The organism is Flavobacterium fragile (assembly GCF_023634865.1).
Lineage (GTDB): Bacteria > Bacteroidota > Bacteroidia > Flavobacteriales > Flavobacteriaceae > Flavobacterium > Flavobacterium fragile.
In genome coordinates this window covers 49,010-74,773 of sequence record NZ_JAMLJN010000009.1, presented here as the reverse complement: position 1 = coordinate 74,773, position 25,764 = coordinate 49,010, and the positions used below count along the sequence as shown (strand labels likewise).

General features: G+C 33.6%; 27 protein-coding genes. 10 read left to right on the top strand and 17 right to left on the bottom strand.

Going from position 1 to position 25,764, the window contains the following annotated elements; translation table 11 throughout:
• Positions 1 to 78: 78 nt before the first annotated feature.
• From serC to NAT47_RS10655, 4 genes are all read left to right on the top strand, one after another.
• The gene (gene serC, locus NAT47_RS10670; RefSeq protein WP_250582598.1) at positions 79 to 1,149 is read left to right on the top strand and encodes a 3-phosphoserine/phosphohydroxythreonine transaminase; all 1,071 of its coding nucleotides are present in this window, start codon (positions 79 to 81) and stop codon (positions 1,147 to 1,149) included.
• A 56-nt stretch (positions 1,150 to 1,205) separates the two neighbouring features.
• Positions 1,206 to 2,162 carry a D-2-hydroxyacid dehydrogenase gene (locus tag NAT47_RS10665; RefSeq protein ID WP_250582596.1) on the top strand — a complete coding sequence of 319 codons (957 nt, stop codon included), beginning with the start codon at positions 1,206 to 1,208 and terminating at the stop codon, positions 2,160 to 2,162.
• Positions 2,163 to 2,237: 75 nt separating this feature from the next.
• On the top strand, positions 2,238 to 2,669 hold the full coding sequence (locus NAT47_RS10660) for a DUF6146 family protein (RefSeq protein WP_250582594.1): 432 nt from the start codon (positions 2,238 to 2,240) through the stop codon (positions 2,667 to 2,669).
• A 4-nt stretch (positions 2,670 to 2,673) separates the two neighbouring features.
• Entirely contained in the window at positions 2,674 to 3,012 is a 339-nt protein-coding gene (locus tag NAT47_RS10655) for a DUF6787 family protein (protein ID WP_250582593.1), read from the top strand.
• A 12-nt stretch (positions 3,013 to 3,024) separates the two neighbouring features.
• On the opposite strand, the gene NAT47_RS10650 is transcribed toward NAT47_RS10655, so the two are convergent.
• The 4 genes from NAT47_RS10650 to NAT47_RS10635 form a co-directional block, all read right to left on the bottom strand.
• Positions 3,025 to 4,566 (bottom strand): acyl-CoA carboxylase subunit beta, encoded by a 1,542-nt coding sequence (locus NAT47_RS10650; RefSeq protein WP_250582592.1) that lies wholly within the window; start codon positions 4,564 to 4,566, stop codon positions 3,025 to 3,027.
• Positions 4,567 to 4,608: 42 nt separating this feature from the next.
• On the bottom strand, positions 4,609 to 6,048 hold the full coding sequence (locus NAT47_RS10645) for an acetyl-CoA carboxylase biotin carboxylase subunit (RefSeq protein ID WP_250582646.1): 1,440 nt from the start codon (positions 6,046 to 6,048) through the stop codon (positions 4,609 to 4,611).
• 10 nt (positions 6,049 to 6,058) lie between these two features.
• Positions 6,059 to 6,544: a biotin/lipoyl-containing protein gene (locus NAT47_RS10640; protein WP_250582591.1), complete on the bottom strand. Its 486-nt coding sequence runs from the start codon at positions 6,542 to 6,544 to the stop codon at positions 6,059 to 6,061.
• 91 nt (positions 6,545 to 6,635) lie between these two features.
• Positions 6,636 to 8,855 carry a B12-binding domain-containing radical SAM protein gene (locus NAT47_RS10635; RefSeq protein WP_250582590.1) on the bottom strand — a complete coding sequence of 740 codons (2,220 nt, stop codon included), beginning with the start codon at positions 8,853 to 8,855 and terminating at the stop codon, positions 6,636 to 6,638.
• A 107-nt stretch (positions 8,856 to 8,962) separates the two neighbouring features.
• On the opposite strand from NAT47_RS10635, the gene bshC reads away from it, so the two are divergent.
• Both bshC and NAT47_RS10625 read left to right on the top strand, forming a co-directional pair.
• Positions 8,963 to 10,552, top strand: a complete 1,590-nt coding sequence (gene bshC, locus NAT47_RS10630) for a bacillithiol biosynthesis cysteine-adding enzyme BshC (RefSeq protein ID WP_250582588.1) — start codon at positions 8,963 to 8,965, stop codon at positions 10,550 to 10,552.
• A gap of 188 nt (positions 10,553 to 10,740) precedes the next feature.
• A complete protein-coding gene (locus tag NAT47_RS10625) occupies positions 10,741 to 11,160 on the top strand; it encodes a nucleoside-diphosphate kinase (protein WP_250582586.1) in 420 nt (139 codons plus the stop codon).
• Between the two features lie 84 nt (positions 11,161 to 11,244).
• Here NAT47_RS10625 and NAT47_RS10620 read toward each other — a convergent pair whose 3' ends face one another.
• Together NAT47_RS10620 and NAT47_RS10615 are read right to left on the bottom strand one after the other, a co-directional pair.
• Positions 11,245 to 11,541 carry a DUF721 domain-containing protein gene (locus NAT47_RS10620; protein ID WP_250582584.1) on the bottom strand — a complete coding sequence of 99 codons (297 nt, stop codon included), beginning with the start codon at positions 11,539 to 11,541 and terminating at the stop codon, positions 11,245 to 11,247.
• A 1-nt stretch (position 11,542) separates the two neighbouring features.
• Positions 11,543 to 11,959: a lipocalin-like domain-containing protein gene (locus NAT47_RS10615; protein WP_250582582.1), complete on the bottom strand. Its 417-nt coding sequence runs from the start codon at positions 11,957 to 11,959 to the stop codon at positions 11,543 to 11,545.
• Positions 11,960 to 12,067: 108 nt separating this feature from the next.
• Between NAT47_RS10615 and NAT47_RS10610 the strand changes: the two genes are divergently transcribed.
• Entirely contained in the window at positions 12,068 to 13,129 is a 1,062-nt protein-coding gene (locus tag NAT47_RS10610) for a serine hydrolase domain-containing protein (RefSeq protein WP_250582581.1), read from the top strand.
• 21 nt (positions 13,130 to 13,150) lie between these two features.
• Here the strand turns inward: NAT47_RS10610 and NAT47_RS10605 are convergent, their stop codons facing one another.
• From NAT47_RS10605 to NAT47_RS10555, 11 genes are all read right to left on the bottom strand, one after another.
• Positions 13,151 to 13,333, bottom strand: a complete 183-nt coding sequence (locus NAT47_RS10605; protein ID WP_250582578.1) for a hypothetical protein — start codon at positions 13,331 to 13,333, stop codon at positions 13,151 to 13,153.
• A gap of 11 nt (positions 13,334 to 13,344) precedes the next feature.
• A complete protein-coding gene (ftsY, locus tag NAT47_RS10600; protein WP_250582576.1) occupies positions 13,345 to 14,325 on the bottom strand; it encodes a signal recognition particle-docking protein FtsY in 981 nt (326 codons plus the stop codon).
• Between the two features lie 125 nt (positions 14,326 to 14,450).
• Positions 14,451 to 14,603, bottom strand: a complete 153-nt coding sequence (locus NAT47_RS10595) for a DUF4295 domain-containing protein (protein WP_250582574.1) — start codon at positions 14,601 to 14,603, stop codon at positions 14,451 to 14,453.
• Positions 14,604 to 14,611: 8 nt separating this feature from the next.
• Positions 14,612 to 14,794 (bottom strand): 50S ribosomal protein L33, encoded by a 183-nt coding sequence (gene rpmG / locus NAT47_RS10590; RefSeq protein WP_008253902.1) that lies wholly within the window; start codon positions 14,792 to 14,794, stop codon positions 14,612 to 14,614.
• A 20-nt stretch (positions 14,795 to 14,814) separates the two neighbouring features.
• Positions 14,815 to 15,057 (bottom strand): 50S ribosomal protein L28, encoded by a 243-nt coding sequence (gene rpmB, locus NAT47_RS10585; RefSeq protein ID WP_008253904.1) that lies wholly within the window; start codon positions 15,055 to 15,057, stop codon positions 14,815 to 14,817.
• A 79-nt stretch (positions 15,058 to 15,136) separates the two neighbouring features.
• Positions 15,137 to 16,384, bottom strand: a complete 1,248-nt coding sequence (locus NAT47_RS10580) for a CinA family nicotinamide mononucleotide deamidase-related protein (protein WP_250582572.1) — start codon at positions 16,382 to 16,384, stop codon at positions 15,137 to 15,139.
• Between the two features lie 23 nt (positions 16,385 to 16,407).
• Complete coding sequence (locus NAT47_RS10575; RefSeq protein ID WP_250582571.1) at positions 16,408 to 16,752, bottom strand: Hpt domain-containing protein; 345 nt, start codon at positions 16,750 to 16,752, stop codon at positions 16,408 to 16,410.
• Positions 16,753 to 16,754: 2 nt separating this feature from the next.
• Entirely contained in the window at positions 16,755 to 17,366 is a 612-nt protein-coding gene (locus tag NAT47_RS10570) for a fumarylacetoacetate hydrolase family protein (protein WP_250582569.1), read from the bottom strand.
• 73 nt (positions 17,367 to 17,439) lie between these two features.
• Positions 17,440 to 18,210 carry a 3'-5' exonuclease gene (locus NAT47_RS10565; protein ID WP_250582566.1) on the bottom strand — a complete coding sequence of 257 codons (771 nt, stop codon included), beginning with the start codon at positions 18,208 to 18,210 and terminating at the stop codon, positions 17,440 to 17,442.
• A gap of 84 nt (positions 18,211 to 18,294) precedes the next feature.
• The gene (locus NAT47_RS10560; RefSeq protein ID WP_250582565.1) at positions 18,295 to 19,593 is read right to left on the bottom strand and encodes a dihydrolipoamide acetyltransferase family protein; all 1,299 of its coding nucleotides are present in this window, start codon (positions 19,591 to 19,593) and stop codon (positions 18,295 to 18,297) included.
• Between the two features lie 131 nt (positions 19,594 to 19,724).
• Positions 19,725 to 20,843 (bottom strand): glycosyltransferase family 2 protein, encoded by a 1,119-nt coding sequence (locus NAT47_RS10555; RefSeq protein WP_250582563.1) that lies wholly within the window; start codon positions 20,841 to 20,843, stop codon positions 19,725 to 19,727.
• A gap of 91 nt (positions 20,844 to 20,934) precedes the next feature.
• Between NAT47_RS10555 and NAT47_RS10550 the strand changes: the two genes are divergently transcribed.
• The 3 genes from NAT47_RS10550 (at position 20,935) to NAT47_RS10540 (ending at position 25,689) form a co-directional block, all read left to right on the top strand.
• Positions 20,935 to 22,785: a CocE/NonD family hydrolase gene (locus tag NAT47_RS10550; protein ID WP_250582561.1), complete on the top strand. Its 1,851-nt coding sequence runs from the start codon at positions 20,935 to 20,937 to the stop codon at positions 22,783 to 22,785.
• Positions 22,786 to 22,900: 115 nt separating this feature from the next.
• The gene (locus NAT47_RS10545) at positions 22,901 to 24,763 is read left to right on the top strand and encodes an ABC-F family ATP-binding cassette domain-containing protein (protein WP_250582560.1); all 1,863 of its coding nucleotides are present in this window, start codon (positions 22,901 to 22,903) and stop codon (positions 24,761 to 24,763) included.
• A gap of 74 nt (positions 24,764 to 24,837) precedes the next feature.
• On the top strand, positions 24,838 to 25,689 hold the full coding sequence (locus NAT47_RS10540; protein WP_250582558.1) for an O-methyltransferase: 852 nt from the start codon (positions 24,838 to 24,840) through the stop codon (positions 25,687 to 25,689).
• Positions 25,690 to 25,764 lie beyond the last annotated feature (75 nt).

Here is a 25,764-nt window from a genome sequence, read left to right as displayed (position 1 = left end):
TCTGTTTTAATTATTATTGATTTTTAAGCCTTTATTTCTTCAATAATTCCGAAATTTGTAGTTTAATTATCATTCCAAATGAAAAAACACAACTACAGCGCTGGTCCATGTATTCTTCCTCAAGAAGTATTTGAAAAATCAGCACAAGCTATTTTAGATTTCAACAACTCAGGATTATCTATTTTAGAAATTTCACACCGCAGTAAAGATTTCGTAGCCGTAATGGATGAAGCGAGAGCCTTAGTTTTAGAACTTTTAGGGCTAGAAGGTAAAGGATATGAAGTCTTATTTTTAGGTGGCGGTGCAAGCATGCAATTTTTAATGGTACCATACAACTTAATGAAAGTAAATGGAAAAGCCGCTTATTTAGATACGGGAACTTGGGCAAGTGGTGCCATTAAAGAAGCAAAACTTTTTGGAGAAACAGTTCTAGTAGCTTCTTCAAAAGCTGAAAACTATAATCATATCCCAAAAGGTTATACTATTCCATCTGATGTAGATTATTTCCATTGCACTAGTAATAACACTATTTTTGGAACTCAAATGAAATCATTTCCTGAAGTAAATGTTCCATTAGTATGCGATATGAGTTCGGATATTTTTTCGCGTGTTTTGGATTTCTCAAAATTTGATTTAATCTATGCCGGAGCTCAAAAAAATATGGGACCAGCAGGTGCAACATTAGTAGTAGTAAAAAAAGAAATCCTAGGAAAAACAGGTAGAACTATTCCAAGCATGTTAGATTACCAACAACACGTTTCGAAAGAAAGTATGTACAATACGCCACCTGTTTTCCCTGTTTATGCATCACTTTTAACCTTACAATGGTTAAAAAAAATGGGAGGAATTGCAGCAATTGAAAAAATCAACGAAGCAAAAGCCAATTTACTTTACACTGAAATCGATAGAAATCCATTATTTAAAGGAACAGCCGCTAAAGAAGATAGAAGTAATATGAATGTGACTTTCTTATTAGAAAACGAAGCACATCAAGAAAAATTTGATACAATGTGGAAAGCCACTGGTATTTCTGGGTTAGCCGGACATCGTTCGGTTGGTGGATACAGAGCTTCGATGTATAATGCGTTACCAATTGAAAGCGTTCAAGTTTTGGTGGATGTAATGCAAGAATTAGAGAAAAATATTTAATACAATTTCAGTTTAGATTTTTTACAATTTTAAACTATAAACTCATAAACATAAAAATGAAAGTTTTAGCAAACGACGGAATTTCAAAAAGCAGCATTAAAGCTTTAGAAAAAGGAGGTTTTGAAGTAATAACAACAAAAGTAGCACAAGAACAAGTAGCAAACTTTATTAACACACATGACGTAAAAGTGTTATTAGTTCGAAGTGCAACTAAAGTTAGAAAAGATATTATTGATGCGTGTCCAGGCTTGAAAATAATTGGTCGTGGTGGCGTTGGAATGGATAATATTGATGTTGCTTACGCTCGTGAAAAAGGATTACATGTAATTAATACACCTGCATCGTCATCAGAAAGTGTAGCAGAATTGGTATTTGCGCATTTATTCACAGGAGTACGATTCTTACATGATGCTAACAGAAATATGCCTTTGGAGGGAGATACAAATTTCGATGGATTGAAAAAAGCCTATGCAAATGGTATCGAACTTCGAGGAAAAACTTTAGGAATCATTGGTTTTGGGCGTATTGGTCAAGCTGTAGCAAAAATGGCTTTAGGATTAGGAATGAAAGTTATTGCTGCGGATAAATATGTTCATGAAGCTGTTATTCGTGTAGATTTTTATAACGGCCAATTCATCAATGTAGAAATTATTACAGAACCCCTAGAAGAAGTTATTAAACATGCTGATTTTATTACGTTACATGTTCCTGCTCAAGATAGTTATGTTATTGGCAAAGAAGAATTACAATTAATGAAAGACAATGTGGGAATTATCAATTGTGCTCGTGGTGGCGTTATAGATGAAGTAGCACTAATTGAAGCTTTAGACGAAGATAAAGTCTTATTTGCGGGGTTAGATGTCTTTGAAAATGAACCAACACCTGAAATCAGAATTTTAATGCATCCTAAAATTTCGTTAACTCCTCATATTGGTGCTGCAACTTTAGAAGCACAAGACAGAATAGGAACTGAATTGGCAGAACAAATCATTAGTTTATTAAAAAATAGCTAATCGAAATACTTGAAAATGTTAAAAGCATCGATTTAATCGGTGCTTTTTTTTATCTTTATACTTTATTTTTGGACTATGAAACAAATTGTTTTGCTATTATTCGTTGGATTTTCTGCTTTAACAGCTTGTACTAGTATGCACAATGAAAACAAATTCAAGGATAAACCAAAATTAGAAAGCGATACAATTCGTATTGCTAATGACAAAATCGAATATGAAATTCTAATCATAGATAGTGGTTTTACTTCTTGGTTTAATAGTTTTGCAAAACCAAGAAATTATTATTCTCAATCTTTCTTAGAATCAAGAAATAGAGTTTGGGTTACAGAATGGAACAGAAGAGCCACGCTTTCATTTCAATATGACCCTAATTTATATGGAATGACAATTGATTATCAACAAAATGTAGATTACGGATATGAAGTTAACTACATGTTATACAATTATTTAGTCTACTTTCAACTTACCCATAATCAAAAATTAGGAGGGTTTACCCCAAGAATTTAATTTTATGAAAAAACTTAAAGAACGTTGGAAGGTAACTTCAAACTGGCAATTAACCATAATTTTCATTGTATTTGCAATAACAGGTTCTACCGCAGCTTACTTGTCTAAGCCATTAACAGATTTTCTTCACATAACCAAAGAAAATCTATCGCTTTGGATTTATTGGCCAGTGAGGTTGATAATTATATTTCCAGCTTATCAAGTATTACTTGTTTTGATAGGTGCGCTTTTCGGGCAATTTAATTTCTTTTGGGATTTTGAAAAGAAAATGCTTGACCGAATGAAGTTAGGCTTCATTGGAGAATATATTGATTCAAAATTAAATAAAAAGACCGACATTTAGTCGGCCTTTTTATTACAAAGGAATATTTCCGTGTTTACGTTTTGGTGTATCAACAACTTTGTTTTCTAACATACTAAACGCTTTTATTAATTTTCTTCTTGTATCTCTTGGTAAAATTACTTCGTCAATAAAACCACGTTGTGCTGCTGTGTAAGGATTTGCAAATAATTCCGCATATTCTGCTTCTTTTTCTGCTAATTTTGCTACCGGGTCAGCTGCTTCGCTAATTTCTTTTTTGAAGATAATTTCTGATGCGCCTTTTGCTCCCATTACGGCAATTTCGGCACTTGGCCAAGCAAAATTCATATCAGCACCAATATGTTTTGAATTCATTACGTCATAAGCTCCACCATATGCTTTACGAGTAATTACAGTAACTCTTGGAACTGTCGCCTCGCTAAATGCGTATAATAATTTTGCTCCATGCGTGATGATTCCGTTCCATTCTTGATCGGTTCCAGGTAAGAAACCTGGTACATCTTCCAATACTAATAAAGGAATATTAAAACAATCACAAAAACGAACAAAACGAGCTGCTTTAATCGAACTGTTTACATCTAAACAACCAGCTAAAACCATTGGTTGGTTGGCAACAATTCCGATACTTCTACCACCTAAACGAGCAAAACCAACAATAATATTTTCAGCAAAATCTTTATGAATTTCAAAGAACGAATCTTCATCGATAATTCCGCTGATTACTTCGTGCATATCGTATGGTTTATTGGCGCTGTCAGGCACAAGTGTGTCTAATTGTTCTCGAATCTCATCTTGAAACTCATAAGGTAATTTTGGAGTTGTTTCTCTATTATTTTGAGGAATATAACTCAGTAATCGTTTAATATCTTCCAAACATTCTACACCATTTGGAGACGTAATATGACAAACTCCCGATTTTGAGGCGTGAGTAGCTGCTCCACCTAATTCTTCTGAAGTTACTTCTTCATTTGTAACGGTTTTCACAACGTTTGGTCCGGTTACGAACATGTAACTGTTGTTTTCTACCATCATGGTAAAATCGGTCATCGCTGGAGAATAAACGGCTCCACCAGCACATGGTCCCATAATAGCTGAGATTTGAGGAATTACTCCAGAAGCTTGAACATTTCTGTAGAAAATATCGGCATATCCACCAAGGGAACGAACCCCTTCCTGAATACGAGCTCCACCCGAATCGTTTAATCCAATCATTGGAGCGCCATTCTTCACTGCCATATCCATTACTTTACAGATTTTCTCGGCATGAGTTTCTGATAATGAACCTCCGAAAACCGTGAAATCTTGAGCAAAAACATATACTAATCTTCCGTTGATGGTTCCGTATCCTGTTACTACTCCATCTCCATAAATGATTTCTTTTTCCATTCCGAAATCGGTAGTACGGTGTGTTACCAACATTCCGATTTCTTCAAACGAACCTTCGTCTAACAAATATTCGACGCGTTCTCTTGCTGTTAATCGTTTTTTAGCGTGAAGTGCTGCTATTCTTTTTTCGCCTCCACCTAATTTGGCTAAAGCGATTTTATCATTTAATATTTTGATTTTATCTTCCATTTTCTTTCAATGAGTCAATTAGACAATTTGTCGATGTGCCAATTAATTTGGTAATCGTAATACTTTTTGATCTTCTACGTATTGTTGAAATGCAATCATAGCGGCGATTTCGGCTTCGGTATCTAATTTTGATTTTAGTTTTTCAGCATCGTAATACGCTTTCACAAATCCGGTATCGAAATCTCCTGAACGGAAGGCTTCGTGCTCCATAACAAATTTCCCGAAAGGTAAAGTGGTCGCTACACCTTCCACCAAATAATTATCAATTGCTTTAATCATCAATTCAATAGATTCTTCGCGCGTATTTCCGTAGGTAATCAATTTTGACAGCATTGGATCGTAATAAATCGGTACATCCATTCCTTCTTCGATTCCGTTATCTACACGAATTCCTTCTCCAACAGGTAATTGATATTTAACTAAAGTACCAACATTAGGTAAGAAATCATTCATTGGATCTTCGGCATATACACGAAGTTCCATAGCGTGACCTTTAATTTGTAAGTCTTCTTGTTTCATTGGCAACGCTTCACCACGAGCTACGCGAATTTGCAATTCCACTAAATCCAATCCTGAAATTAATTCTGAAACTGGGTGTTCTACTTGCAAACGGGTATTCATTTCTAAGAAGTAGAAATTATGATCCCCATCCATCAGAAACTCAACTGTTCCTGCTCCTAAATAATCACAAGCTTTTGCTACTTTAACCGCAGCCTCACCCATTTCTTTTCGTTTTTCTGGAGTTAAAATAGCAGATGGTGCTTCTTCCACCACTTTTTGGTGACGGCGTTGGATACTACATTCTCTTTCGAAAACATAAATAATATTTCCATGACTGTCTGCCATTACTTGAATTTCGATGTGACGTGGTTTGGTAACATATTTCTCAATAAAAACCGAACCGTCTCCAAAAGCGTTTGTTGCTTCTGAAATCGCTCTGTCCATTTGTGAAACGAAATCTTCTGCTTTTTCCACCACACGCATTCCTTTTCCTCCACCACCAGCTGATGCTTTGATTAGAATTGGGAAACCAATGTCTGTTGCAATTTTCTTTGCTGCTTCGATATCAGTAATAGCATCTTCAGTTCCAGGAACCATAGGGATTCCGTAAGCCTTGACCGCATCTTTTGCTGCTAACTTACTTCCCATCATCTCAATCGCTTTCGACTTTGGTCCGATAAAAATGATGTTGTTTTTTTCACAAGCTTCTGCGAAAGATGAGTTTTCACTTAAAAATCCGTAACCCGGATGCACGGCATCAACTCCTAATTCTTTACAAACTTCAATGATTTTATCACCACGCAAATAGGATTGGCTTGACGCTGCTTCTCCAATTAAAACCGCTTCATCCGCATATTTAACATGTAATGCATTTCTATCGGCAGAAGAATAAACCGCCACCGTTTTGATTCCCATTTTTTTTGCGGTTTTCATTACTCTAATAGCAATTTCACCACGATTAGCAACTAATATTTTCTTAATTTCTTTCATCTTATTCGAATTCAATTAACAATTGTCCTTTATCTACAGCATTTCCTTTTTCAACTGCGATTGATTTGATAACCCCATCTCTAGGCGATAGGAAAGAATTCTCCATCTTCATGGCTTCCAAAATCAATAAAGGATCGTTTTCTTTTACTTCTTGTCCAACCGAAACATTGATTTCTAAAATCAAACCTGGCATTGGCGCTTTAATAGCGTTCACTACTTTTGCTTTACCCGTTTCAATACCCATACTTTTGATTAATTCATGTAAAGCATCTGAAATCGCCACTTCATAGGTGTTGTTGTTTACTTTAACGGTATATTTTTTGGAAATAAAATCGGCCGATACAAGTTCAGCTTTGTAAGGTGTATTATCTTTTAGTACATGAAACTTTGTTGCTTCTACCTTTACGGCATCTAATTTTTGAAGATCATTTTCAGTAACTTCAAACGAAGCAGAATTGTTAACTAAAAGTTTATAATTTGCGCTCATATGAGATTTTTTTTAGTGGTTGTAAACTTACGAAAAGAAAACGTTTTCGTGAATACCAAATCTCATAAAATTTGTAAAAATACTATAGGTTTTACAAGGTTAATAAACCAAATTGTCTTAAGGTCAAAATGGGTTTTGAATACCAAAACAATTCAAAATCCTCCCATTTTTGTTCAAAATCGGTTTTCAATTGAGCAAAAGTTACTTTATTATCGGAATAAACTGAAATTCTCTCTAAAGTTATGACCAACCATTTCCCCTCTTCGGCATTTACCGAAATATCAAAGGTTTGAGTTTTATTATAAAATGTTAATTTCATCATTTCCCAGCTTTTTCCTTTTTTAGATTTAGTAAAGATTTCGGCTTGAGGTGTTCCTCCTAGCCAAACTATTTTTGCATTGGGTTTAGTGGTGAAATTTTGTTCTTTTTCCAGGCAATTATAAATAAAATCAGAAGGAATTTTAGTTTTTGGAATTTTGAAATCGAACCAATCTTGCAAGTCGTAATCAAAACAGATTCCGTGCATGTAATTGAATAACGATTTTTTTAATCCGAAGCTGAATTTATCGTGATTGATACCCGTTTTATCTTTGAAATTAATGTCGTTATTAGCAAACATAATTTCATTTTGCTCCGGAATTACTCCGAATTCTTCAGGAAACATTCCCACAGGTGAATGTGCAGTCATAGCAAATTGATGCCAAAAACCACTTTGTAAAACACCCAATTCAAATAATTGACGCACCATTTCCAAACTATCCACCGTTTCTTGAATGGTTTGTGTTGGATAACCGTACATCAAATAGGCATGAACCATAATTCCGGATTCGGTGAAATTTCGGGTTACTTGCGCTACTTGTTCGACAGTTACTCCTTTTTTGATTAGCTCTAAAAGTCGGTCTGAAGCAACTTCCAATCCACCTGAAACCGCAATACAACCCGATTCTTTTAGTAACAAACACAAATCAGCAGTGAAACTTTTCTCAAAACGAATGTTGGTCCACCAGGTCACCACTAATTTTCGTTTGATAATTTCCAAAGCCACTTCTCGCATTAAAGCTGGAGGAGCCGCTTCATCTACAAAATGGAATCCGTTTTCGCCCGTTTGAGTGATTAGCTCTTCCATTCTATCTACTAAAATTTTGGCTGCGATAGGTTCATACAACTTAATGTAATCGAGAGAAATATCACAAAAAGTACATTTCCCCCAATAACAACCATGCGCCATAGTAAGCTTATTCCAACGACCATCGCTCCACAAACTGTGCATAGGATTGGCTACTTCGATTACAGAAATGTATTTGTCTAACAATAAATCGGTATAATCCGGAGTTCCTACTTCACTTTGTTTGTAATCGTGGCGAGTGGAATTGTTTTTATAGACGACTTGGTTATTTTCTAAAAGAAAAGTTCGTTTAGCCTCCCCTAACCCCTCCAAAGGAGGGGAATTTAAAACGTGATTAATTAATAGTTCGATAGGTAATTCTCCATCATCTAAAGTAATAAAATCGAAGAACTCAAAAACGCGTTTGTCTTTTAATTCACGAAGTTCTGTATTTGGAAAACCGCCGCCCATTGCGGTTTTGATATTTGTAAAATTAGCTTTTATGAATTGAGCACAACGGAATGCACTATATAAATTCCCGGGAAATGGAACGGAAAAACAGATTAATTTAGGTTGTACATTTTCAATTCGTTGCTTAAGAATTTGGATGGTGATTTCGTCAATGAAAGTCAGTTCATTTTGTAAATGATCATACAACTCATCAAACGAATTTGCACTTCGTCCCAAACGTTCTGCATAGCGACTAAATCCGAAATTTTCATCGACACATTCTACAATAAAATCAGATAAATCTTCAAGATATAAAGTGGCTAAATGTTTCGCTTTATCTTGCATTCCCATCGAACCAAAAGCAAATTCCATGTCATCTAATTGATCAAAACGAGACGCTTCAGGTAAAAAATTCCCTGAACAGATTTGTCTTGCCAATGATGGATTTTTCCCTTGAAGAAAAGCAATTACAACATCGATTGTTTTGATGTAATCGTATTTTAGCGAATAAATTCTTTGGGAGTTAGAAGTTAGAAGTTGGGAGTTGGGAGAATCTGCATCTCGACTACGCTCGATGTGACAAAAAATCTCGGTTAGACCTTTTTTGGAGAACATATCTAAAATCACTTCAATACCTAAATCCGTTTGGTAAGCCAAAATATTTTTGGTATTCAGAAAACCTTTCAAATAAGCCGTTGCTGGATACGGTGTATTCAGTTGGGTAAAAGGCGGTGTGATTAAAAGAATGTCTTTCAAAGTTGATTTGTTTTTGCAAAAGTAAGGCTTTTTATCAAATCCTAACTCCTTGTTAAATACGATTAGAAAATGTAGAAATTTACTATTTTAGCAAAAAAATTGTCAAAATGCCAAGCGACTGTATTACGTATCAAAATTCGGGATATTTTTCAAAACTAATCGTAGATTATTTAGACCAAAAGGCTGAATTAAAAACGTTGTACAATCGGTTTCCAACAATGGAAAATTTTGGACTTCAAATAGAGGAAAAAAGTAATAATTTCCCAATTGAAAACCGTGAAATTTTAGTAAAAGCATTAGCAAATCAATATGAAAAAATTGATATTTCTAAAACTACTTCAACTAATCTTGAACTTTTAAAAGATTCAAAAACCTTTACCATTACCACTGGTCATCAGTTGAATTTGTTTACTGGTCCTTTGTATTTTATATATAAAATTGTTTCGGTAATTAATTTAGCGAAAGAATTAAAAACGGCTTATCCAAAACATAATTTTGTTCCTGTGTATTGGATGGCGACTGAAGATCATGATTTTGATGAAATCAATTTTTTCAATTTCAAAGGCAAGAAAATCCAGTGGAAAAAGGAGAGTAAAGGTCCGGTTGGTAGATTAAATACTTCTGGATTAGAAGTAGTATTCGAACAATTTTCAAGTGAATTAGGTTTAGGAAACAATGCGAATTATCTTCGTGAATTATTTAAAAAATCCTATTTAGAGCATACTAATTTAGCAGATGCCACTCGTTTTTTAGCGAATGAATTATTCAAAAATGAAGGCTTGATTATAGTTGATGGTGATGATTTGGAACTAAAAAATCTATTCATTCCGTATGCTAAAAAAGAATTATTACAGCAAACTTCTTTTAAAAAGGTAAACGAAACACTTCCGATATTAGAACAATATAATGTTCAGGTAAATCCAAGAGAAATTAACTTGTTTTACATTCAAGATAATTTGAGAGAACGTATTGTTTTTGAAAATGGAAATTACAAAATCAATAACACGCAATTATCATTTTCAGAAAGTGAAATACTAACCGAACTAGAAAACAATCCTAAGAGTTTTAGTCCGAATGTAATTTTACGCCCTTTGTACCAAGAAGTAATTTTACCTAATCTTTGCTACATTGGCGGCGGAGGTGAATTGGCCTATTGGTTAGAATTGAAATCTAATTTTGAAGCGAATCACGTTACGTTTCCAATTTTATTACTTCGAAATTCTGTTTTACTAGCTACCGAAAAGCAGCATGAAAAATTAGATAAATTAGGTTTGAATTGGGCAGATGTTTTCCAAAAGCAAGAAGATTTAATCAATAAAAAAACAAAAGAATATTCCAGTTTTACTATTGATTTTAGCGAACAAAAAACATTTCTAAAAAAACAATTTGAAAATTTGTACACCATAGCAAATCAAACTGATAAATCTTTTATAGGAGCCGTAAAAGCTCAGGAAATAAAACAATTGAAGGGATTAGATACTTTAGAAAAGCGTTTATTAAAAGCTGAAAAAAGAAATTTAAATACGCGTTTAGAGCAAATCATTTCGATTCAAAATGCGCTTTTTCCATCGAAAAGTTTACAGGAGCGAAAAAATAACTTTGCCGATTTTTATGAGTCTTATGGAGACACATTAATTTCAGTTCTATTTAAGAAATTAAAACCTTTGGAACACGAATTTACGATTATTTCTTTGTAAATCAGAATTGCAAGAATGCCGAAAATCACTTTTAGCCCTGATGGGAGCGAACTACCGTGTAGTGCGGAAAGCAGGAATATGGATTACAAAAACTCCCGAACGATTCGATCCTGAAATTTTTTAGAATCAGAAACTCTATTTCAAACAAAAAGCGTACTTTTGCACCCAAATTAAATAAATAAATTAAAATGGCAACAAATAGAACATTTACTATGATTAAGCCAGATGCTGTTGAAAAAGGACACATCGGTGGAATTTTAAATATGATTACTGAAGGTGGTTTCAGAATTGTAGCAATGAAATTAACACAATTAACTGTTGCTGATGCTCAGAAATTTTACGCAGTTCACAGCGAAAGACCATTTTTTGGTGAGTTAGTAGAATTTATGACTAGAGGTCCAATTGTGGCGGCTATTTTAGAAAAAGACAACGCTGTTGAGGATTTTAGAAAATTGATTGGTGCTACTAATCCAGCTGAGGCTGCCGAAGGAACTATCCGTAAAAAATACGCAACTTCTATTGGAGAAAATGCAGTTCACGGTTCAGATTCTGATGAAAATGCTGCTATTGAAGGTGCTTTCCATTTTGCTGGAAGAGAGCAATTTTAGTATTCAGTGTTCAGTCGCAGTTGACAGTATAGTCGGTTGTAAATAATAAAAAAATCTCGTTTCTATTGTGAAACGAGATTTTTTTTATCTTAAAATTAATTGGGTAATCAAATCTTTCCGAACCTCTTCATTAATCATTTTGATGATTTTCTCTTTTCCATAACTTAATTCTTCTCTTAGTACAGCAGAAGACAAAGCTACATAAAGTGTAGTTCCTTTTAATTGAATTTCGGTAGTATAATTATTAACTCCGGGTCCCATTACATTTTTCCATGCATCACGAACGTTGACAATATCCATACCAGCCTCCAACTTATTTTGAGAAATAAATTGTTTTAAAACATCGCTAATAGGACTTTCTTCGTTAAATCGCTTTGCCATATTATTTAACAGAAAATTTAGCAGGTCGTTTGTAATGGTACTCCATGTCTTGTTGATTTTTCACAACTAATTTATCTTTAGTTAGTTCAATTATTTCTTCTTTCCAAGAAGCATAATTCGTTTTATATTGAAGTGTAGCATCACCGTCTTCTAATAGTATAGATACATTTTCTTGAAGGTCGTTAGTCAAATACGTTCCATCTAATTGAGGCATTACTTTTTTTCTAAAACCTTTCTTGTTTTCAATTTTAAAAAAATCAATCGTTTCATTAACTTTATATTCTTTTTTATCGCCATCAGGAAGTTCTACTTTTTCAATTTCCCAATAGCCATTCAAATAAGAAATATCAGCCTCTTTGATTTTTTGCTTGCAGGAAAGTATTGAGCTTAAAACAATTAATAAAAGTATTCTTTTCATATTAGTACATTCAAATTGAAGTCTAAAATTACAACTAAAATTTAAACTGTTTAAACTATTCGTTACATTTATGGTCTAATTTAAAAATGTTCTAAAAAAGAATCATCAATGAAGAAATTTTTCAATCTAATCCTTCTAATTTTTATTTCAAGCTGTAGTTCAAATGAAGATAACGAGGTTATTTCAGACACTTTATATTTCCCGCCTACAAATACTAACACTTGGGAAACTAAAAGTATATCATCATTAGGATGGAATCAATCGCAAGTACAACCTCTATTCGATTATTTAGAACTCAAAAACACAAAAGGATTTATCATTTTACATCATGGTAAAATTGTAATGGAGGAGTATTTTAACGGCCATACAGCAAATGATACGTGGCAATGGAACAGCGCCGGTAAAACACTTACAGCAAGTATTATAGGAATAGCCCAGCAAGAAAACCTCTTGAATATTAACACAAAAGTTTCTCAATATCTTGGTACTGGATGGACAAGTGAACCTTTACTTAAAGAAAATTTAATCACTTCTCGCCATTTATTAACTATGACATCGGGCATAAATGATGAAAGCGAATTGATAATTACTCCAAATCTAACTTATTTAGCAGATGCAGGAACTCGATGGTCGTATCACAATGTTTTTCAAAAATTAATGGATGTTGTAGCTACTTCTAGCGGTCAAACATTTGAAAATTATTTTAATGTCAAATTGAAAAATAAAATTGGAATGGATGGCTTTTGGAACAACGGAGTGATCTACAAAATTTATCATAGCAATACTAGAAGTATGGCGCGTTTTGGATTGTTAGCCTTAAATAAAGGAAAATGGAGTAACGAACAAATCATAAATCAAACATATTTCAACGAGAGTATTTCAACCTCACAAAATATTAATCCATCTTACGGATATTTGTGGTGGTTAAATGGAAAATCAAACTTTATGTTACCTGGAAGTCAAACTTCATTTACTGGTTCGATAGTTCCCAACGCTCCTGCTGAAATGTATGCCGCCATGGGAGCTGCAGACCAAAGAATATACGTGGTTCCGAGCAAAAAACTAGTTATTGTTAGAATGGGAGAAGCTTCTAATCCTGCCAATCCCAGCTTTGCCGTATCTGGATTTGACACTGAACTTTGGGAAAAAATAAATGCTGTTATTAATTAACAGCATTTCATTCATTTTCTTTTATTTCTTTACTTTATTTTTACTACTTGTAAATTTAATTAGCAAGTACATAAAAATAGCAAAAGAGGCTAATCTAAGGGTAAGAAAAACAAAATCATAACCTTCAAAAGGTATTGCTACTAAAGCCATAACAACAGCAACTAAAAAGAGCTGAACTGTTTTATATTTTAAAAGTTCTTTCACTACAATAAATTTTATTTAAAAAACGAATCTACAAATTCGAATTTATTAAACACTTGTAAATCTTCAATACCTTCACCAACACCAATATATTTAACAGGAATTTGAAATTGATCAGAAATTCCAATTACAACACCACCTTTTGCAGTTCCATCCAACTTGGTAACAGCCAAGCAAGAAACTTCAGTGGCTGCAGTAAATTGTTTAGCTTGTTCAAAAGCATTTTGACCTGTAGAACCATCTAAAACCAAAAGTACATCATTTGGCGTATTTTCAACCACTTTTTGCATAACTTTTTTCACCTTAGAAAGCTCGTTCATTAAACCTACTTTATTATGCAAACGACCCGCAGTATCAATTATTACCACATCTGCATTTTGAGCCACAGCACTTTGCAAAGTATCAAAAGCAACAGATGCAGGATCACTTCCCATTTGTTGTTTTACGATTGGCACCCCTACTCTGTCTGCCCAAATTTGTAACTGGTCTATAGCTGCAGCTCTAAAAGTATCTGCTGCACCTAAAACAACATTATATCCTGATTTTTTAAATTGATACGCTAATTTACCAATTGTAGTGGTTTTACCAACTCCATTCACACCAACCACCATTATAACATATGGTTTTGTACCTATTGGGATTTCAAATTGAGTAGCATTACCTGAATTAGTTTCAGATAACAAACCTGCTATTTCTTCTCTTAGAATACCATTTAATTCATCAGTCCCTAGATATTTATCTCTTGAAACGCGTTCTTCAATTCGTTCGATGATTTTCAAGGTGGTATTCACACCAACATCAGAAGAAACTAAAATTTCTTCTAAATTATCCAAAACCTCAGCATCCACTTTAGATTTTCCAGCTACGGCTTTAGTAAGCTTAGAAAAAAAAGATGTTTTTGTTTTCTCTAATCCTTTATCTAAAGTCTGTTTAGCTTCCTCACTTAAGCTTTGCTCTTTTTTATCAGAAGAAAATATTTTTTTAAAAAAACTCATACTAAAATTAGGGTTTAAGTTTTTAACAGTTATCAATTTGTAATAAAATTGATTTGTCTTACAAATGTAAAAATAAAAAAGCTACTTTCAAACGAAAGTAGCTCATCTATATAATGTAAAATGAATTATTTCTTTTTCAAGAATTCATCAACTTCTTCTGGAGACATAACTGCTTCAACGAAAGTATAAGCACCAGTTTTTGGAGACTTAACCATTTTAATAGCCTTAGTTAATCTTTTAGAAGAGGTTTGTAAAGTTGCTACGGTTTTCTTTGCCATGACTTATCTTATTTAATTTCTTTGTGAACAGTTACCCTTTTTAAGATTGGATTAAACTTTTTAATCTCTAATCTATCTGGAGTGTTTTTTTTATTTTTAGTAGTGATGTAACGAGATGTTCCAGGAACTCCTGAAGTTTTGTGCTCTGTACACTCTAAAATAACTTGGATTCTATTACCTTTCTTTGCCATTTTGATCTATGTTTTAAGGATTATACAGATTTAACAAATCCGTTAGCTTTTGCATTTTTTAATACAGCAGCAATTCCATTTTTATTAATCGTTTTTAAAGCAGCAGTTGAAATTTTCAACGTTACCCATCTATCTTCTTCAGGAATATAAAAACGTTTCTTAACTAAGTTAACAGAGAATTTTCTCTTTGTTTTATTCATAGCGTGAGAAACATTGTTTCCTACCATCGCTCTTTTACCTGTAAGTTCACAAACTCTTGACATTATTTCTAATCTTTATTTCGTTATCTAAAATCAGGGTGCAAAGAAACAAAATCCATTTCAAATACACAACTATCTTTTACTATTTTTTTAAAATTTCTTTGTAAATTAGTTCAAGTCCTTTGCTAAGCGCTCTATCAATAACTTTTTCACGAGGTTGACCAAAGTTAAATTCTTCTACAAAAACTTCATTAGGTGTCGCAATTCCTATAAAAACAGTCCCTAATTCTGCATCCTCATCACCTTTCGTTGGACCCGCATTTCCAGTAGTAGCTATTGCAAAATCAGAATTCATTAGTTTTTGAACTGATATTACCATTTCTTTAGCCACTTCTGCACTAACAACTCCATGTTTAGCAATCAAATTTTCATCAATCTCTAAAACATCAATTTTAGTTTGGGTTGCGTAACTCACCACGCTCCCTTTAAAATAATTTGAAGCTCCTGGAACGGATGACAACATCGAAGCAATTTTTCCACCAGTGCAACTTTCAGCTGTTGAAATAGTTGCTTTTTTCTCCGTCAGAAGTCGCCCTAGAACCACTTCAATAGGTTCGTCTTCATTGTATCCAACGATAATATCATGAATTAACAAATCTAATTTTTCAACTTGACTTTTAATTTCAGATTTTAAAACTTCTTCATTAGTTCCTCTTGCTGTTAGACGCAGACGAACTTTTCCAGGACTTGGTAAATAGGCTAATTTAATAAAATCAGGTAAATTATTTTCCCACGCTTCAATTTGCTCCGCAATCATACTCTCACCTCGACCATAAGTCATAATGGTTTGATGCACGATGTAAGGACGCTCAAATTTTTGAACTAAATTTGGAACCACCTCATTATCAATCAAATATTTCATTTCATAAGGAACTCCTGGCAACGAAATAAAAACGGTATTTTCTTTCTCCATCCACATTCCTGGCGCCGTTCCAACTTGATTGAAAAGCACTTTTGCCTTAGTTGGAACTAGCGCTTGATCTCTATTCATTTGAGTTATGGGACGCTTGTAAATTCCTTCGATAATAGATTTCACATGCACCAATACTGATTCATTTTCAACTAAATTATCTTCAAAATAATCGCAAAACGTTTTCTTTGTGATATCGTCTTTTGTTGGACCTAATCCACCCGTAACAATAACTACTTCTACTTTATTTTGTAGTGTATGAAAAGTATCTAAGATATGCTGTTTGTCGTCAGAAATTGACAACATTTCATGTGTAGCAATTCCTACTTTATCCAACGCTTTTGCAATGTAAGAAGAATTCGTATCTACAATTTGGCCTATAAGAATTTCATCGCCAATGGTAACTATAGCAGCTTTCATTTTAATTTGGGATTTTTTTGGGGTTAAAGTTTAAAATCTTTCTTAATTTCTTTTACGGTTAAGTCGATTCGATCTTTCAATGATTTAAAAACTTCTTTAATTTCTTTACGTTTCCCTTTCGCTTTAGCCCAATTCATAATTTCTATATTTTCTTCATATGCTAAATCCATGCCCAATAAATCCAATGTTGGCTTTATTTTATGAGAGGAAGAATAGGTAGTTTCATAATCTTTATCCTCAATTGCGTCTTTGATAATTTTTATTTCTGCAGGAATTTCCTCAATAAACAAAGTAACAATTTGCTGCGCAAATTGAAAATCATTGTGTGAAATTTCATAAACTTTAGCTAGGTTATATTGTAAGGCCATAACTATCTAATTTGAATTTTAAACATAGACTTACCCTCAATAAATCCTTCTAAAACATCTCCTTCAGCAACTTTAGCAACACCTTTTGGTGTTCCTGTAAAAATAATATCTCCAATTTTTAAAGTAAAATATTGAGAAACATAGGCTATTAACTCATCAATTTTCCACAACATTAAACTAGTATTACCTTCTTGAACAGTAGTCCCATTGGATTTTAACTCAAAGTTAATATTATCTAATGAAGTAAAATCATTTTTTGAGACAAACTTTCCAATTACAGCAGAATGATCAAATGCTTTTGCTTTTTCCCAAGGCAAGCCTTTTTCTTTCAACTTATTTTGAACATCTCGAGCTGTAAAATCGATTCCTAAACCGATTTCTTCATAGTATTTATGAGCAAATTTAGCATCAATATGTTTTCCCACTTTGCAAATTTTAACCAAAATTTCCACTTCATGATGGATATCATTACTAAAAGCCGGTATCACAAAAGGATTTTTGTTAGGTAAAATAGAAGAATCAGGCTTCAAGAAGATAACTGGTTCAGTAGGCCTTTCATTATTTAATTCCGAAATATGGTCAGCATAATTGCGTCCGACACAGATTATTTTCATTTTTATTGGGTTAAGGGTAAATGGTTAAGGGTAATGGGCAAAACATTTTACCTTTCACCCATTACCTTTTACCTTATTTCGTATTTAACTTTCTTAATTTAATTCCTGTCAAAACTTTTTTAGTATACAATGGAAAATCCGCATTTTGAATCCATCCAAAATAACCCGGTTCTTTATCAAAAACATCGTCTACCAAAGCCCCTTTGTGTTTTCCAAAAGTAAAAATTTCTTTACCTTCATTGTTTAAAGCAATAAATCCTGCAAAATCAACCGATTTTTTTCTAGTCGTAAATTCGGCTAATGATTTGATGTCGTTTTCCAAATTTTCGTAGCGATCCAATTGCGCTTTTAAAATTTCATATGTAGCCATAGTATCCGCTTCGGCACTGTGAGCATTTTCTAAACTTTGTCCGCAATAGAATTTGTAAGCCGCACTTAAAGTTCGTTCTTCCATTTTATGAAAAATAGTTTGCACATCAACTGAAACTCGGTTTTTCATATCAAAATCAACTTCAGCACGCAACAATTCTTCAGCTAAAAGCGGAATATCAAATCGGTCCGAATTAAATCCAGCCAAATCCGAATCTTTTATCATGTTATGGATTTGAGAAGCTAATTCTTTGAATGTTGGCTCATTCGCTACTTTCTCATCCGTAATTCCGTGAACCGCTGTAGTTTGTGGAGGAATTGGAATGGTCGGATTTACCAACCAAGTTTTACTTTCTTTATTTCCGTTTGGATATACTTTAAATATTGAGATTTCTACAATTCGGTCTCGTGCTACATCAATTCCTGTAGTTTCAAGGTCGAAAAAGCAGATGGGGCGTGTTAATTTTAATTCCATAGCGATTTTATATGTGACAAAGATAAAAAAACCCGAAAGCTTTTAACACTATCGGGTTTATATTTATTTAGAATACTATCATGATTAAATATCTCTATTGATATCCCAAGCTTCTAAATAATCCGCAACGCGTTTTACGAAACTTCCTCCTAACGCTCCATCAACCACTCTGTGGTCATACGAGTGAGATAAGAACATTTTTTGACGGATTCCAATAAAATCACCTTCTGGAGTTTCGATAACTGCAGGCACTTTTCTAATCGCACCCAAAGCTAAAATACCTACTTGTGGTTGGTTGATAATTGGAGTTCCGAAAACAGAACCAAATGTTCCCACATTCGTAACCGTATAAGTTCCCCCTTGCGTATCGTCTGGTTTTAATTTTCCTGCTTTTGCACGGTTTCCTAAATCGTTAACTGCTTTTGCCATTCCAACTAAATTTAATTGGTCTGCATTTTTAATTACAGGAACGATTAAGTTTCCGTTTGGTAAAGCTGCTGCCATACCTAAATTGATATTTTTACGTTTGATGATGTAATCGCCATCAACTGAAATGTTCATTCCTGGGAAATCTTTCAATGCTTTTGCTACTGCTTCCATGAAAATTGGTGTAAAAGTTAACTTCTCACCTTCTCTCTTTTCGAAAGCATTTTTCACTTTATCTCTCCATTTTACAATGTTAGTAACATCAACTTCAATGAACGACTGAACGTGAGCCGAAGTTTGAACTGATTCCACCATGTATTTCGAAATCAACTTACGCATTCTGTCCATTTCCACAATCTCGTCTCCACCATTTACAGAAACAGGAACAGCTTGAGCTACTGGAACTGGAGTTACTTTTGGAGCCACCACTGGAGTCGCAACAACTCCAGGTTGATTTCCTCTATTTTTGATGTAATTTAATAAATCTTCTTTATTTACACGACCATCTTTACCAGAACCAGCGATAGACTCTAATTCAGCTAAAGAAATTCCTTCTTCTTTCGCAATGTTTTTAACTAAAGGTGAAAAGAATTTATCTGATGCCGAAAAATCAGCTGGCGCTACAGTTTCTTTTGCTACTTCTACTGCTTTTGCTACTTCTGAAACTGCAACTAGAGCGTCTGCTTTAGCTTCTGGAGTTGCTGCAACGGCACCACCTTCCGTTTCGATAATAGCGATAGTTTGTCCTACTTGAACTACATCATCAGTATTAAATAAAATTTCAACAAGTGTTCCTGCAACTTCTGAAGGCACTTCGCTATCTACTTTATCAGTAGCAATTTCAAGTACTGCTTCATCCATTTCAATTTTATCTCCAACCTTTTTTAACCAGTTGGTAACAGTTGCTTCCGCAACACTCTCACCCATTTTAGGTAATTTCAATTCAAACTTTGCCATATCTTTAAACTAAAGTTGTGTTTTTGTATTTGGTTTGCAAAAATACTAATTTTTCATTCGTTTTTTAAACAATTATCTAACTTTTTTAAAATTTGGAATTGGTGTTAGATGAATTTCATTTCAATAATTTTTTACAACAAAATTATTTGTCCTCTATCGTTCGAATTATTACTTCCAATCAAGTAATTGGAACTCGAAATGTAATTCTTAAAACTTAGATTTTTACTCTTATTTAACTGCATAAAAGTAATAATTTCGGCAAAACTAAAAGTAGTCGTATCAAATATTATTTCAATGTTTTTTTGAGGTTGATTCACAAATTGATTAAAATCAGCTAAATAAGTTGCTTTTTTTGATAGATTCAATTCTAAATTTTCTCTTGAAAAAACTATATATTCATTAATAATCCGAACTTCATTCTTTTGTTGATTCTTCTTCAAAAGACTAAAAACAAAACTTCCAACTTGCATCATTATATCAAAAAACCCTGATTTCTTGAAGTGTTTTTTATAGAAAAACTGCATCGCTTCTCTGAAACGTTTCATATACGTACCATCTCGAACGGTACTTTCTCCTTTATAATGAATCACAGAAGTTTCGTGAAAATAATAATTCGATTTCCCAGTTTTCAAAACCAAATAACTCAAATCGATATCATCCGAATACATGAAGCAATTTTCATCAAAACCACCGACTTCGAGGTACAATTCGCGCTTCATTATCATAAAAGCACCAACTAAAATATCTACTTTCCCAGATTCGTTCTCCGATAAATGTTGGGCGTAATATTTTCCGAAATAATTGGAGATTTTATATAATCCGAAAATCTTTGTAAAAGCCACCCAAGGAGTTGGAACGCCACGTTTACTCTCGGGAAGAAAATTTCCAGCACCGTCAATTAATTTACAACCGATAATACCAGTGTTCAGCGTCCAGTTTTTAGTGTTCAGTATTTTAGCAAAAGTATCTTCCGCTACAACCGTATCTGGATTTAAAATGCTAATGTATTCTCCTTTAGCTTCAGCAACTCCGATGTTATTTCCTTTTGGGAAACCTAAATTTGTAACGTTTTCGATGAGTTTGATATGTGGAAATTTGGTTTTCATCATCTCACAACTATCATCTGATGAAGCGTTATCGATGACAATAATTTCTCCATCAATGCCTTCCAATGCTTTTTGAACACTAAGAACACATTGCTCTAAAAAATAGCGGACATTATAATTTAAGATGATTACAGATAATTGCATGATGCGAATATAATTAAAAGTTTAATTTTAACATTAGTCAATTTCTGTTTTGAACAAAAACTTAATATCTTCGAAAATTAAAATTCGTTACATGAAAAAAATAATTACCCTGATTGTATTCTTGGCATCATTTTCTATTTTCTCACAAGAAGACACAAAAGCAAATTATGACAAAAAGGAAGTTTACATCCCAATGCGTGATGGAACAAAACTTTTTACGGCTATTTACACTCCAAAAGATATTTCTTCTAGCAAAAAATATCCAATTTTAATGCAAAGAACGTGTTATAGTATAGCGCCATACGGTGAAGACAATTACAAAAAAACACTTGGTCCTAACGCTTTTTTACAAAAAGACAAGTACATTTTTGTTTATCAAGATGTGAGAGGAAGATACATGAGCGAAGGTACTTTTACCAACATGACACCTCAAGTTTCCAAAAAATCAAAGAAAGATGTTGATGAAAGTACGGATACTTATGACACCATTGATTGGTTAATTAAAAACATCAAAAATAATAACGGAAAAGTTGGACAATACGGAACTTCGTACCCAGGATTTTACACTGCCGCAGGTACTTTATCCAATCATCCAGCTCTAGTAGCTTCGTCACCTCAAGCCCCTATTTCTGACTTCTTTTTTGACGATTTTCATCACAATGGTGCTTTTGTAATGGGATATTTTAAAACCTTCCCAGTGTTTGGAGTTCAAAAAAATAAAGCAGAAAACAAAGCTTGGTATACAGACCAAAACATCAAAACAATTTCAAGAGATGGTTCCATTTTTTACAGAGAAATGGGGACTTTAAAAGAAGCTGTAGACAACTATTACAAAGACAATTTTTTCATGCAAGAAATTGTAAATCATCCTAATTACGATGAATTCTGGAAATCTAGAAATTTATTACCGCACTTAAAAGGAATCGATCACGCGGTGATGACTGTTGGAGGTTGGTACGATGCAGAAGATTTAGCAGGACCACTAAACATTTACAAAACAATTGAAAAAAACAATCCTAAAGCAAAAAATACCATCGTAATGGGACCTTTTTCTCACGGAGGATGGTCGAGAGAAGCTGGAAAGCATTATCACAACGATATTTATTTTGGAGACAGTATCGCTACTTTCTATCAAAAGAATATCGAACATACATTCTTCAATCATTACTTGAAAGGAAAATCAAAAGAAGCTGCTCAACTTCCTGAAGCTTATATGTTTGATACCGGAAAAAAAGAATGGAAAACATTCCAAAATTGGCCTCCAAAAGAAAGTACTAAACTAAATTTTTATCTAAGTTCTAACGGAAAATTAGATACCCAAAAAGGTCAATCAGCAAATTTCAGTGAATACTACAGCGATCCAAATAATCCAGTTCCAAGTAGTATCAATTATGCTGAATATAATGGTTTTACACCAAGAAATTACATGACCGAAGACCAAAGATTCGCTTTAAGTCGCCCAGACGTTGTTACATTTACTACTGATTACTTAACAGAAGATATAACGTTAGCAGGAGAAATTATGGCTAAATTAAAAATTGCTTCAACTGCAACGGATGCTGATTTTATTGTGAAAATAATCGATGTATATCCCGCAGACGAACCTCAAAATAAGGACAAACCTAACGTACTTTATGCCAATTACCATCAAATGGTTCGTAGCGAAGTGATGCCTGCTCGTTTTAGAAATAGTTTCGAAAAACCAGAAGCTTTAACGCCAAATGCAACTGCGGAAGTTAACTTTAGATTGCAAGATGTATTACACAGCTTCAAAAAAGGACATAAAATTCAAATTCAAGTACAAAGTACATGGTATCCGTTAATTGCTGTTAACCCACAGAAATTTTTAGAAAATCCATATTTGGCTGAAAAACAAGATTACACTAGGGCTTTTATTAAAATCTTTGAAGAAAGTCATTTAGAAGTGGAAATTTTAAAATAATTAACCCAAAGCCGTCAGAAATGATGGCTTTTTATTTAATCCAAAAAATTGTACTATCGATTGCAATAGTCTACTTTTGCACTTCTAAATTCAAATTTCTGAATTCTAAATTACTATGAATTACCTATCAGTCGAAAATATATCGAAATCCTATGGCGAACGTGTGCTATTTGACAACGTTTCGTTTGGAATTAACAAGGATCAAAAAATAGCTTTTATCGCTAAAAATGGTTCAGGAAAAACCACCATTATGAACATGATTAATGGTTTGGACGAACCTGACACGGGTCAAGTTATCATTCGAAAAGACATTAAAATGGCGTTTTTATCGCAAAACAATAATTTGCAGGACGAATTAACCATTGAAGAAAATATTTTCGCTTCAGATAATGAAATTCTGAAAGTAATTGAGCGATACGAAAAAGCTTTAGAAAACCCTAATGATGAAGAAGCCTATCAAAGAGCTTTTGACGATATGGACCGTCATAATGCTTGGGATTTTGAAACGCAATTCAAGCAAATTTTGTTCAAACTGAAGTTGGAAGACTTAAAAATGAAAGTCAAAAACATGTCGGGTGGACAAAAAAAGCGTCTTTCGTTAGCGATTATCTTAATTAGCAAACCTGATTTATTAATTTTAGACGAGCCAACCAATCACTTGGATTTAGAGATGATTGAATGGTTAGAAGATTATTTTGCAAAAGAAAACATCACGCTGTTTATGGTGACACACGATCGTTTCTTTTTGGAACGAGTTTGTAACGAAATCATCGAATTAGACAACGGAAAAATCTATCAATACAAAGGGAATTATTCCTATTACTTAGCCAAAAAAGAAGAGCGTTTAGCTTCTGAAAATGCGAGTATCGATAAAGCGCAGAATTTATTTGTAAAAGAATTGGCATGGATGCGCCGTCAACCAAAAGCAAGAACCACCAAATCAAAATCACGTCAAGATGATTTTTACAAAATAAAAGCGGTGGCGGAAAGCCGAAGAAAAGAAAATGTGGTGGAGCTCGAAATCAACATGGAACGCATGGGAAGCAAGATTATCGAAATGGTAAAAGTGAATAAAAACTTCCCTGATCGAACCATTTTAAAAGATTTCAGCTATTCGTTTCAACGTGGTGAACGCATTGGAATAATTGGTAAAAACGGAACAGGAAAATCAACTTTCTTGAACATTTTAACCCAAACCATGCAACCTGATTCGGGTAAAGTGATTATTGGTGATACCATCAAAATCGGATACTACACGCAAAGCGGAATCAATCCAAAACCGGGACAAAAAGTTATTGATATCATCAAAGAATACGGCGAATATATTCCGCTAACGAAAGGAAAAATTATTTCGGCTTCGCAACTATTGGAACGCTTCTTATTCGATGCAAAAAAACAATACGATTTCGTAGAAAAATTGAGTGGTGGCGAATTGAAACGCTTGTATTTGTGTACGGTTTTAATTCAAAATCCGAACTTCTTAATTTTAGATGAACCTACAAATGATTTGGATATTGTAACTTTGAATGTATTAGAAAGTTTCCTTTTAGATTATCCAGGTTGTTTGTTAGTGGTGAGTCACGATAGATATTTCATGGATAAAATTGTAGATCACTTATTTGTTTTTAGAGGCGAAGGTGAGATTGAAGATTTCCCAGGAAATTACTCGGATTTTAGAGCCTATGAAGATTCGGCGGAACCTAAAGTTTTGAATTCGGTTAGCACTGAAAAAACAAATTGGAAAGAAAAACAAACGGCTTCAACAGGTTTGAGTTTCAACGAACAAAAGGAATTCAATAAAATTGAAAAAGAAATCAAAGATTTAGAATACAACAAAAAACAAATCGAACAAGAATTCGCCGACGGAAAAGTTTCGGATGATAAAATTGAAGCGAAAGCTAATGAATTGCAAAAAATCATTCAAACTTTAGAAGAAAAAGAAGAACGCTGGTTTGAGTTGAGTTCGAAAATGGAATAATAATTAGTATTCAGTCGCAGTGTGCAGAGAAAACTGTGACTGAAAACTGTGACTGAAAACTGTGACTGAAAACTGTGACTATAATCAAATCATATCTAAAATTCCTTTTTCACTCCAAAAACGAACATGGAGTGCATTCGCCATTTGTATTTGATTTGGTTACGAAATGCTTTTATGATACTACCAAATATCCAGAATACGAAACCTTAAAATCGTACCGAAAATCGCTTTTAGCGAATAAAAACACGATTGAAGTTACTGATTTTGGTGCTGGTTCTCGAGTTTTTAATTCGAATGTTAGAGAAATTTCAAAAATTGCCCAAACCGCTGGAATTACTCCAAAAAATGCAGAACTACTTTTCAGAATCCTTCGTTATTTTCAACCAAAAAGCGTTTTAGAAATTGGCACTTCATTGGGATTAGCTACAAATTCTTTAGCGCTAGGAAATCCTGATGCTATAGTAACTACTTTAGAAGGATGTAAAAACACTCAAGATGAAGCAAAAAAGAATTTTGATAAACAATTTGAAGTTGCAAATGGTAGAGATTTCAGCTATCCAAAACCAAATGTGAATTTTGTGACTACAGAATTTTCAAGCTATTTTAAAACCCTTGACCTTTCACCCATCACCCATCACCTAATCTATTTTGATGGCAACCATTCCAAAAAAGCGACTTTAGATTATTTTGAGGCTTTACTTCCAACCATTTCAAATGATTCCGTTTGGATTTTCGATGATATTCATTGGTCAGCTGATATGGAAGAAGCTTGGGAAATCATAAAAAAGCATCCAAAAGTTTCCGTGACAATTGATACTTTTCAATGGGGAATTGTGTTTTTTAGAGCCGAACAACAAAAAGAAGATTTCATCATCAATCCGAATAAAACGATTAGTTCTCACTTGTTTGAAAGAATTCGTTTTTAATTGTAACAAATTCCTTTGTTTTTCTACTTATAATAGTGTTATATCAATAATAGTGTCATCTCGAGTGAAGTCGAG

What these genes read in the sequence shown, in the direction of transcription:
- NAT47_RS10640 (WP_250582591.1), bottom strand. Translation starts at nt 6,544, where the DNA reads ATGAGCGCAAATTATAAACTTTTAGTTAACAATTCTGCTTCGTTTGAA.
- NAT47_RS10580 (WP_250582572.1), bottom strand. Translation starts at nt 16,384, where the DNA reads ATGAAAGCTGCTATAGTTACCATTGGCGATGAAATTCTTATAGGCCAA.
- NAT47_RS10665 (WP_250582596.1), top strand. Translation starts at nt 1,206, where the DNA reads ATGAAAGTTTTAGCAAACGACGGAATTTCAAAAAGCAGCATTAAAGCT.
- NAT47_RS10650 (WP_250582592.1), bottom strand. Translation starts at nt 4,566, where the DNA reads ATGGAAGATAAAATCAAAATATTAAATGATAAAATCGCTTTAGCCAAA.
- NAT47_RS10610 (WP_250582581.1), top strand. Translation starts at nt 12,068, where the DNA reads ATGAAGAAATTTTTCAATCTAATCCTTCTAATTTTTATTTCAAGCTGT.
- NAT47_RS10595 (WP_250582574.1), bottom strand. Translation starts at nt 14,603, where the DNA reads ATGGCAAAGAAAACCGTAGCAACTTTACAAACCTCTTCTAAAAGATTA.
- NAT47_RS10660 (WP_250582594.1), top strand. Translation starts at nt 2,238, where the DNA reads ATGAAACAAATTGTTTTGCTATTATTCGTTGGATTTTCTGCTTTAACA.
- NAT47_RS10625 (WP_250582586.1), top strand. Translation starts at nt 10,741, where the DNA reads ATGGCAACAAATAGAACATTTACTATGATTAAGCCAGATGCTGTTGAA.
- NAT47_RS10555 (WP_250582563.1), bottom strand. Translation starts at nt 20,843, where the DNA reads ATGCAATTATCTGTAATCATCTTAAATTATAATGTCCGCTATTTTTTA.
- rpmB (WP_008253904.1), bottom strand. Translation starts at nt 15,057, where the DNA reads ATGTCAAGAGTTTGTGAACTTACAGGTAAAAGAGCGATGGTAGGAAAC.
- NAT47_RS10655 (WP_250582593.1), top strand. Translation starts at nt 2,674, where the DNA reads ATGAAAAAACTTAAAGAACGTTGGAAGGTAACTTCAAACTGGCAATTA.
- ftsY (WP_250582576.1), bottom strand. Translation starts at nt 14,325, where the DNA reads ATGAGTTTTTTTAAAAAAATATTTTCTTCTGATAAAAAAGAGCAAAGC.
- NAT47_RS10620 (WP_250582584.1), bottom strand. Translation starts at nt 11,541, where the DNA reads ATGGCAAAGCGATTTAACGAAGAAAGTCCTATTAGCGATGTTTTAAAA.
- NAT47_RS10550 (WP_250582561.1), top strand. Translation starts at nt 20,935, where the DNA reads ATGAAAAAAATAATTACCCTGATTGTATTCTTGGCATCATTTTCTATT.
- rpmG (WP_008253902.1), bottom strand. Translation starts at nt 14,794, where the DNA reads ATGGCAAAGAAAGGTAATAGAATCCAAGTTATTTTAGAGTGTACAGAG.
- NAT47_RS10615 (WP_250582582.1), bottom strand. Translation starts at nt 11,959, where the DNA reads ATGAAAAGAATACTTTTATTAATTGTTTTAAGCTCAATACTTTCCTGC.
- serC (WP_250582598.1), top strand. Translation starts at nt 79, where the DNA reads ATGAAAAAACACAACTACAGCGCTGGTCCATGTATTCTTCCTCAAGAA.
- NAT47_RS10560 (WP_250582565.1), bottom strand. Translation starts at nt 19,593, where the DNA reads ATGGCAAAGTTTGAATTGAAATTACCTAAAATGGGTGAGAGTGTTGCG.
- bshC (WP_250582588.1), top strand. Translation starts at nt 8,963, where the DNA reads ATGCCAAGCGACTGTATTACGTATCAAAATTCGGGATATTTTTCAAAA.
- NAT47_RS10545 (WP_250582560.1), top strand. Translation starts at nt 22,901, where the DNA reads ATGAATTACCTATCAGTCGAAAATATATCGAAATCCTATGGCGAACGT.
- NAT47_RS10570 (WP_250582569.1), bottom strand. Translation starts at nt 17,366, where the DNA reads ATGAAAATAATCTGTGTCGGACGCAATTATGCTGACCATATTTCGGAA.
- NAT47_RS10575 (WP_250582571.1), bottom strand. Translation starts at nt 16,752, where the DNA reads ATGGCCTTACAATATAACCTAGCTAAAGTTTATGAAATTTCACACAAT.
- NAT47_RS10565 (WP_250582566.1), bottom strand. Translation starts at nt 18,210, where the DNA reads ATGGAATTAAAATTAACACGCCCCATCTGCTTTTTCGACCTTGAAACT.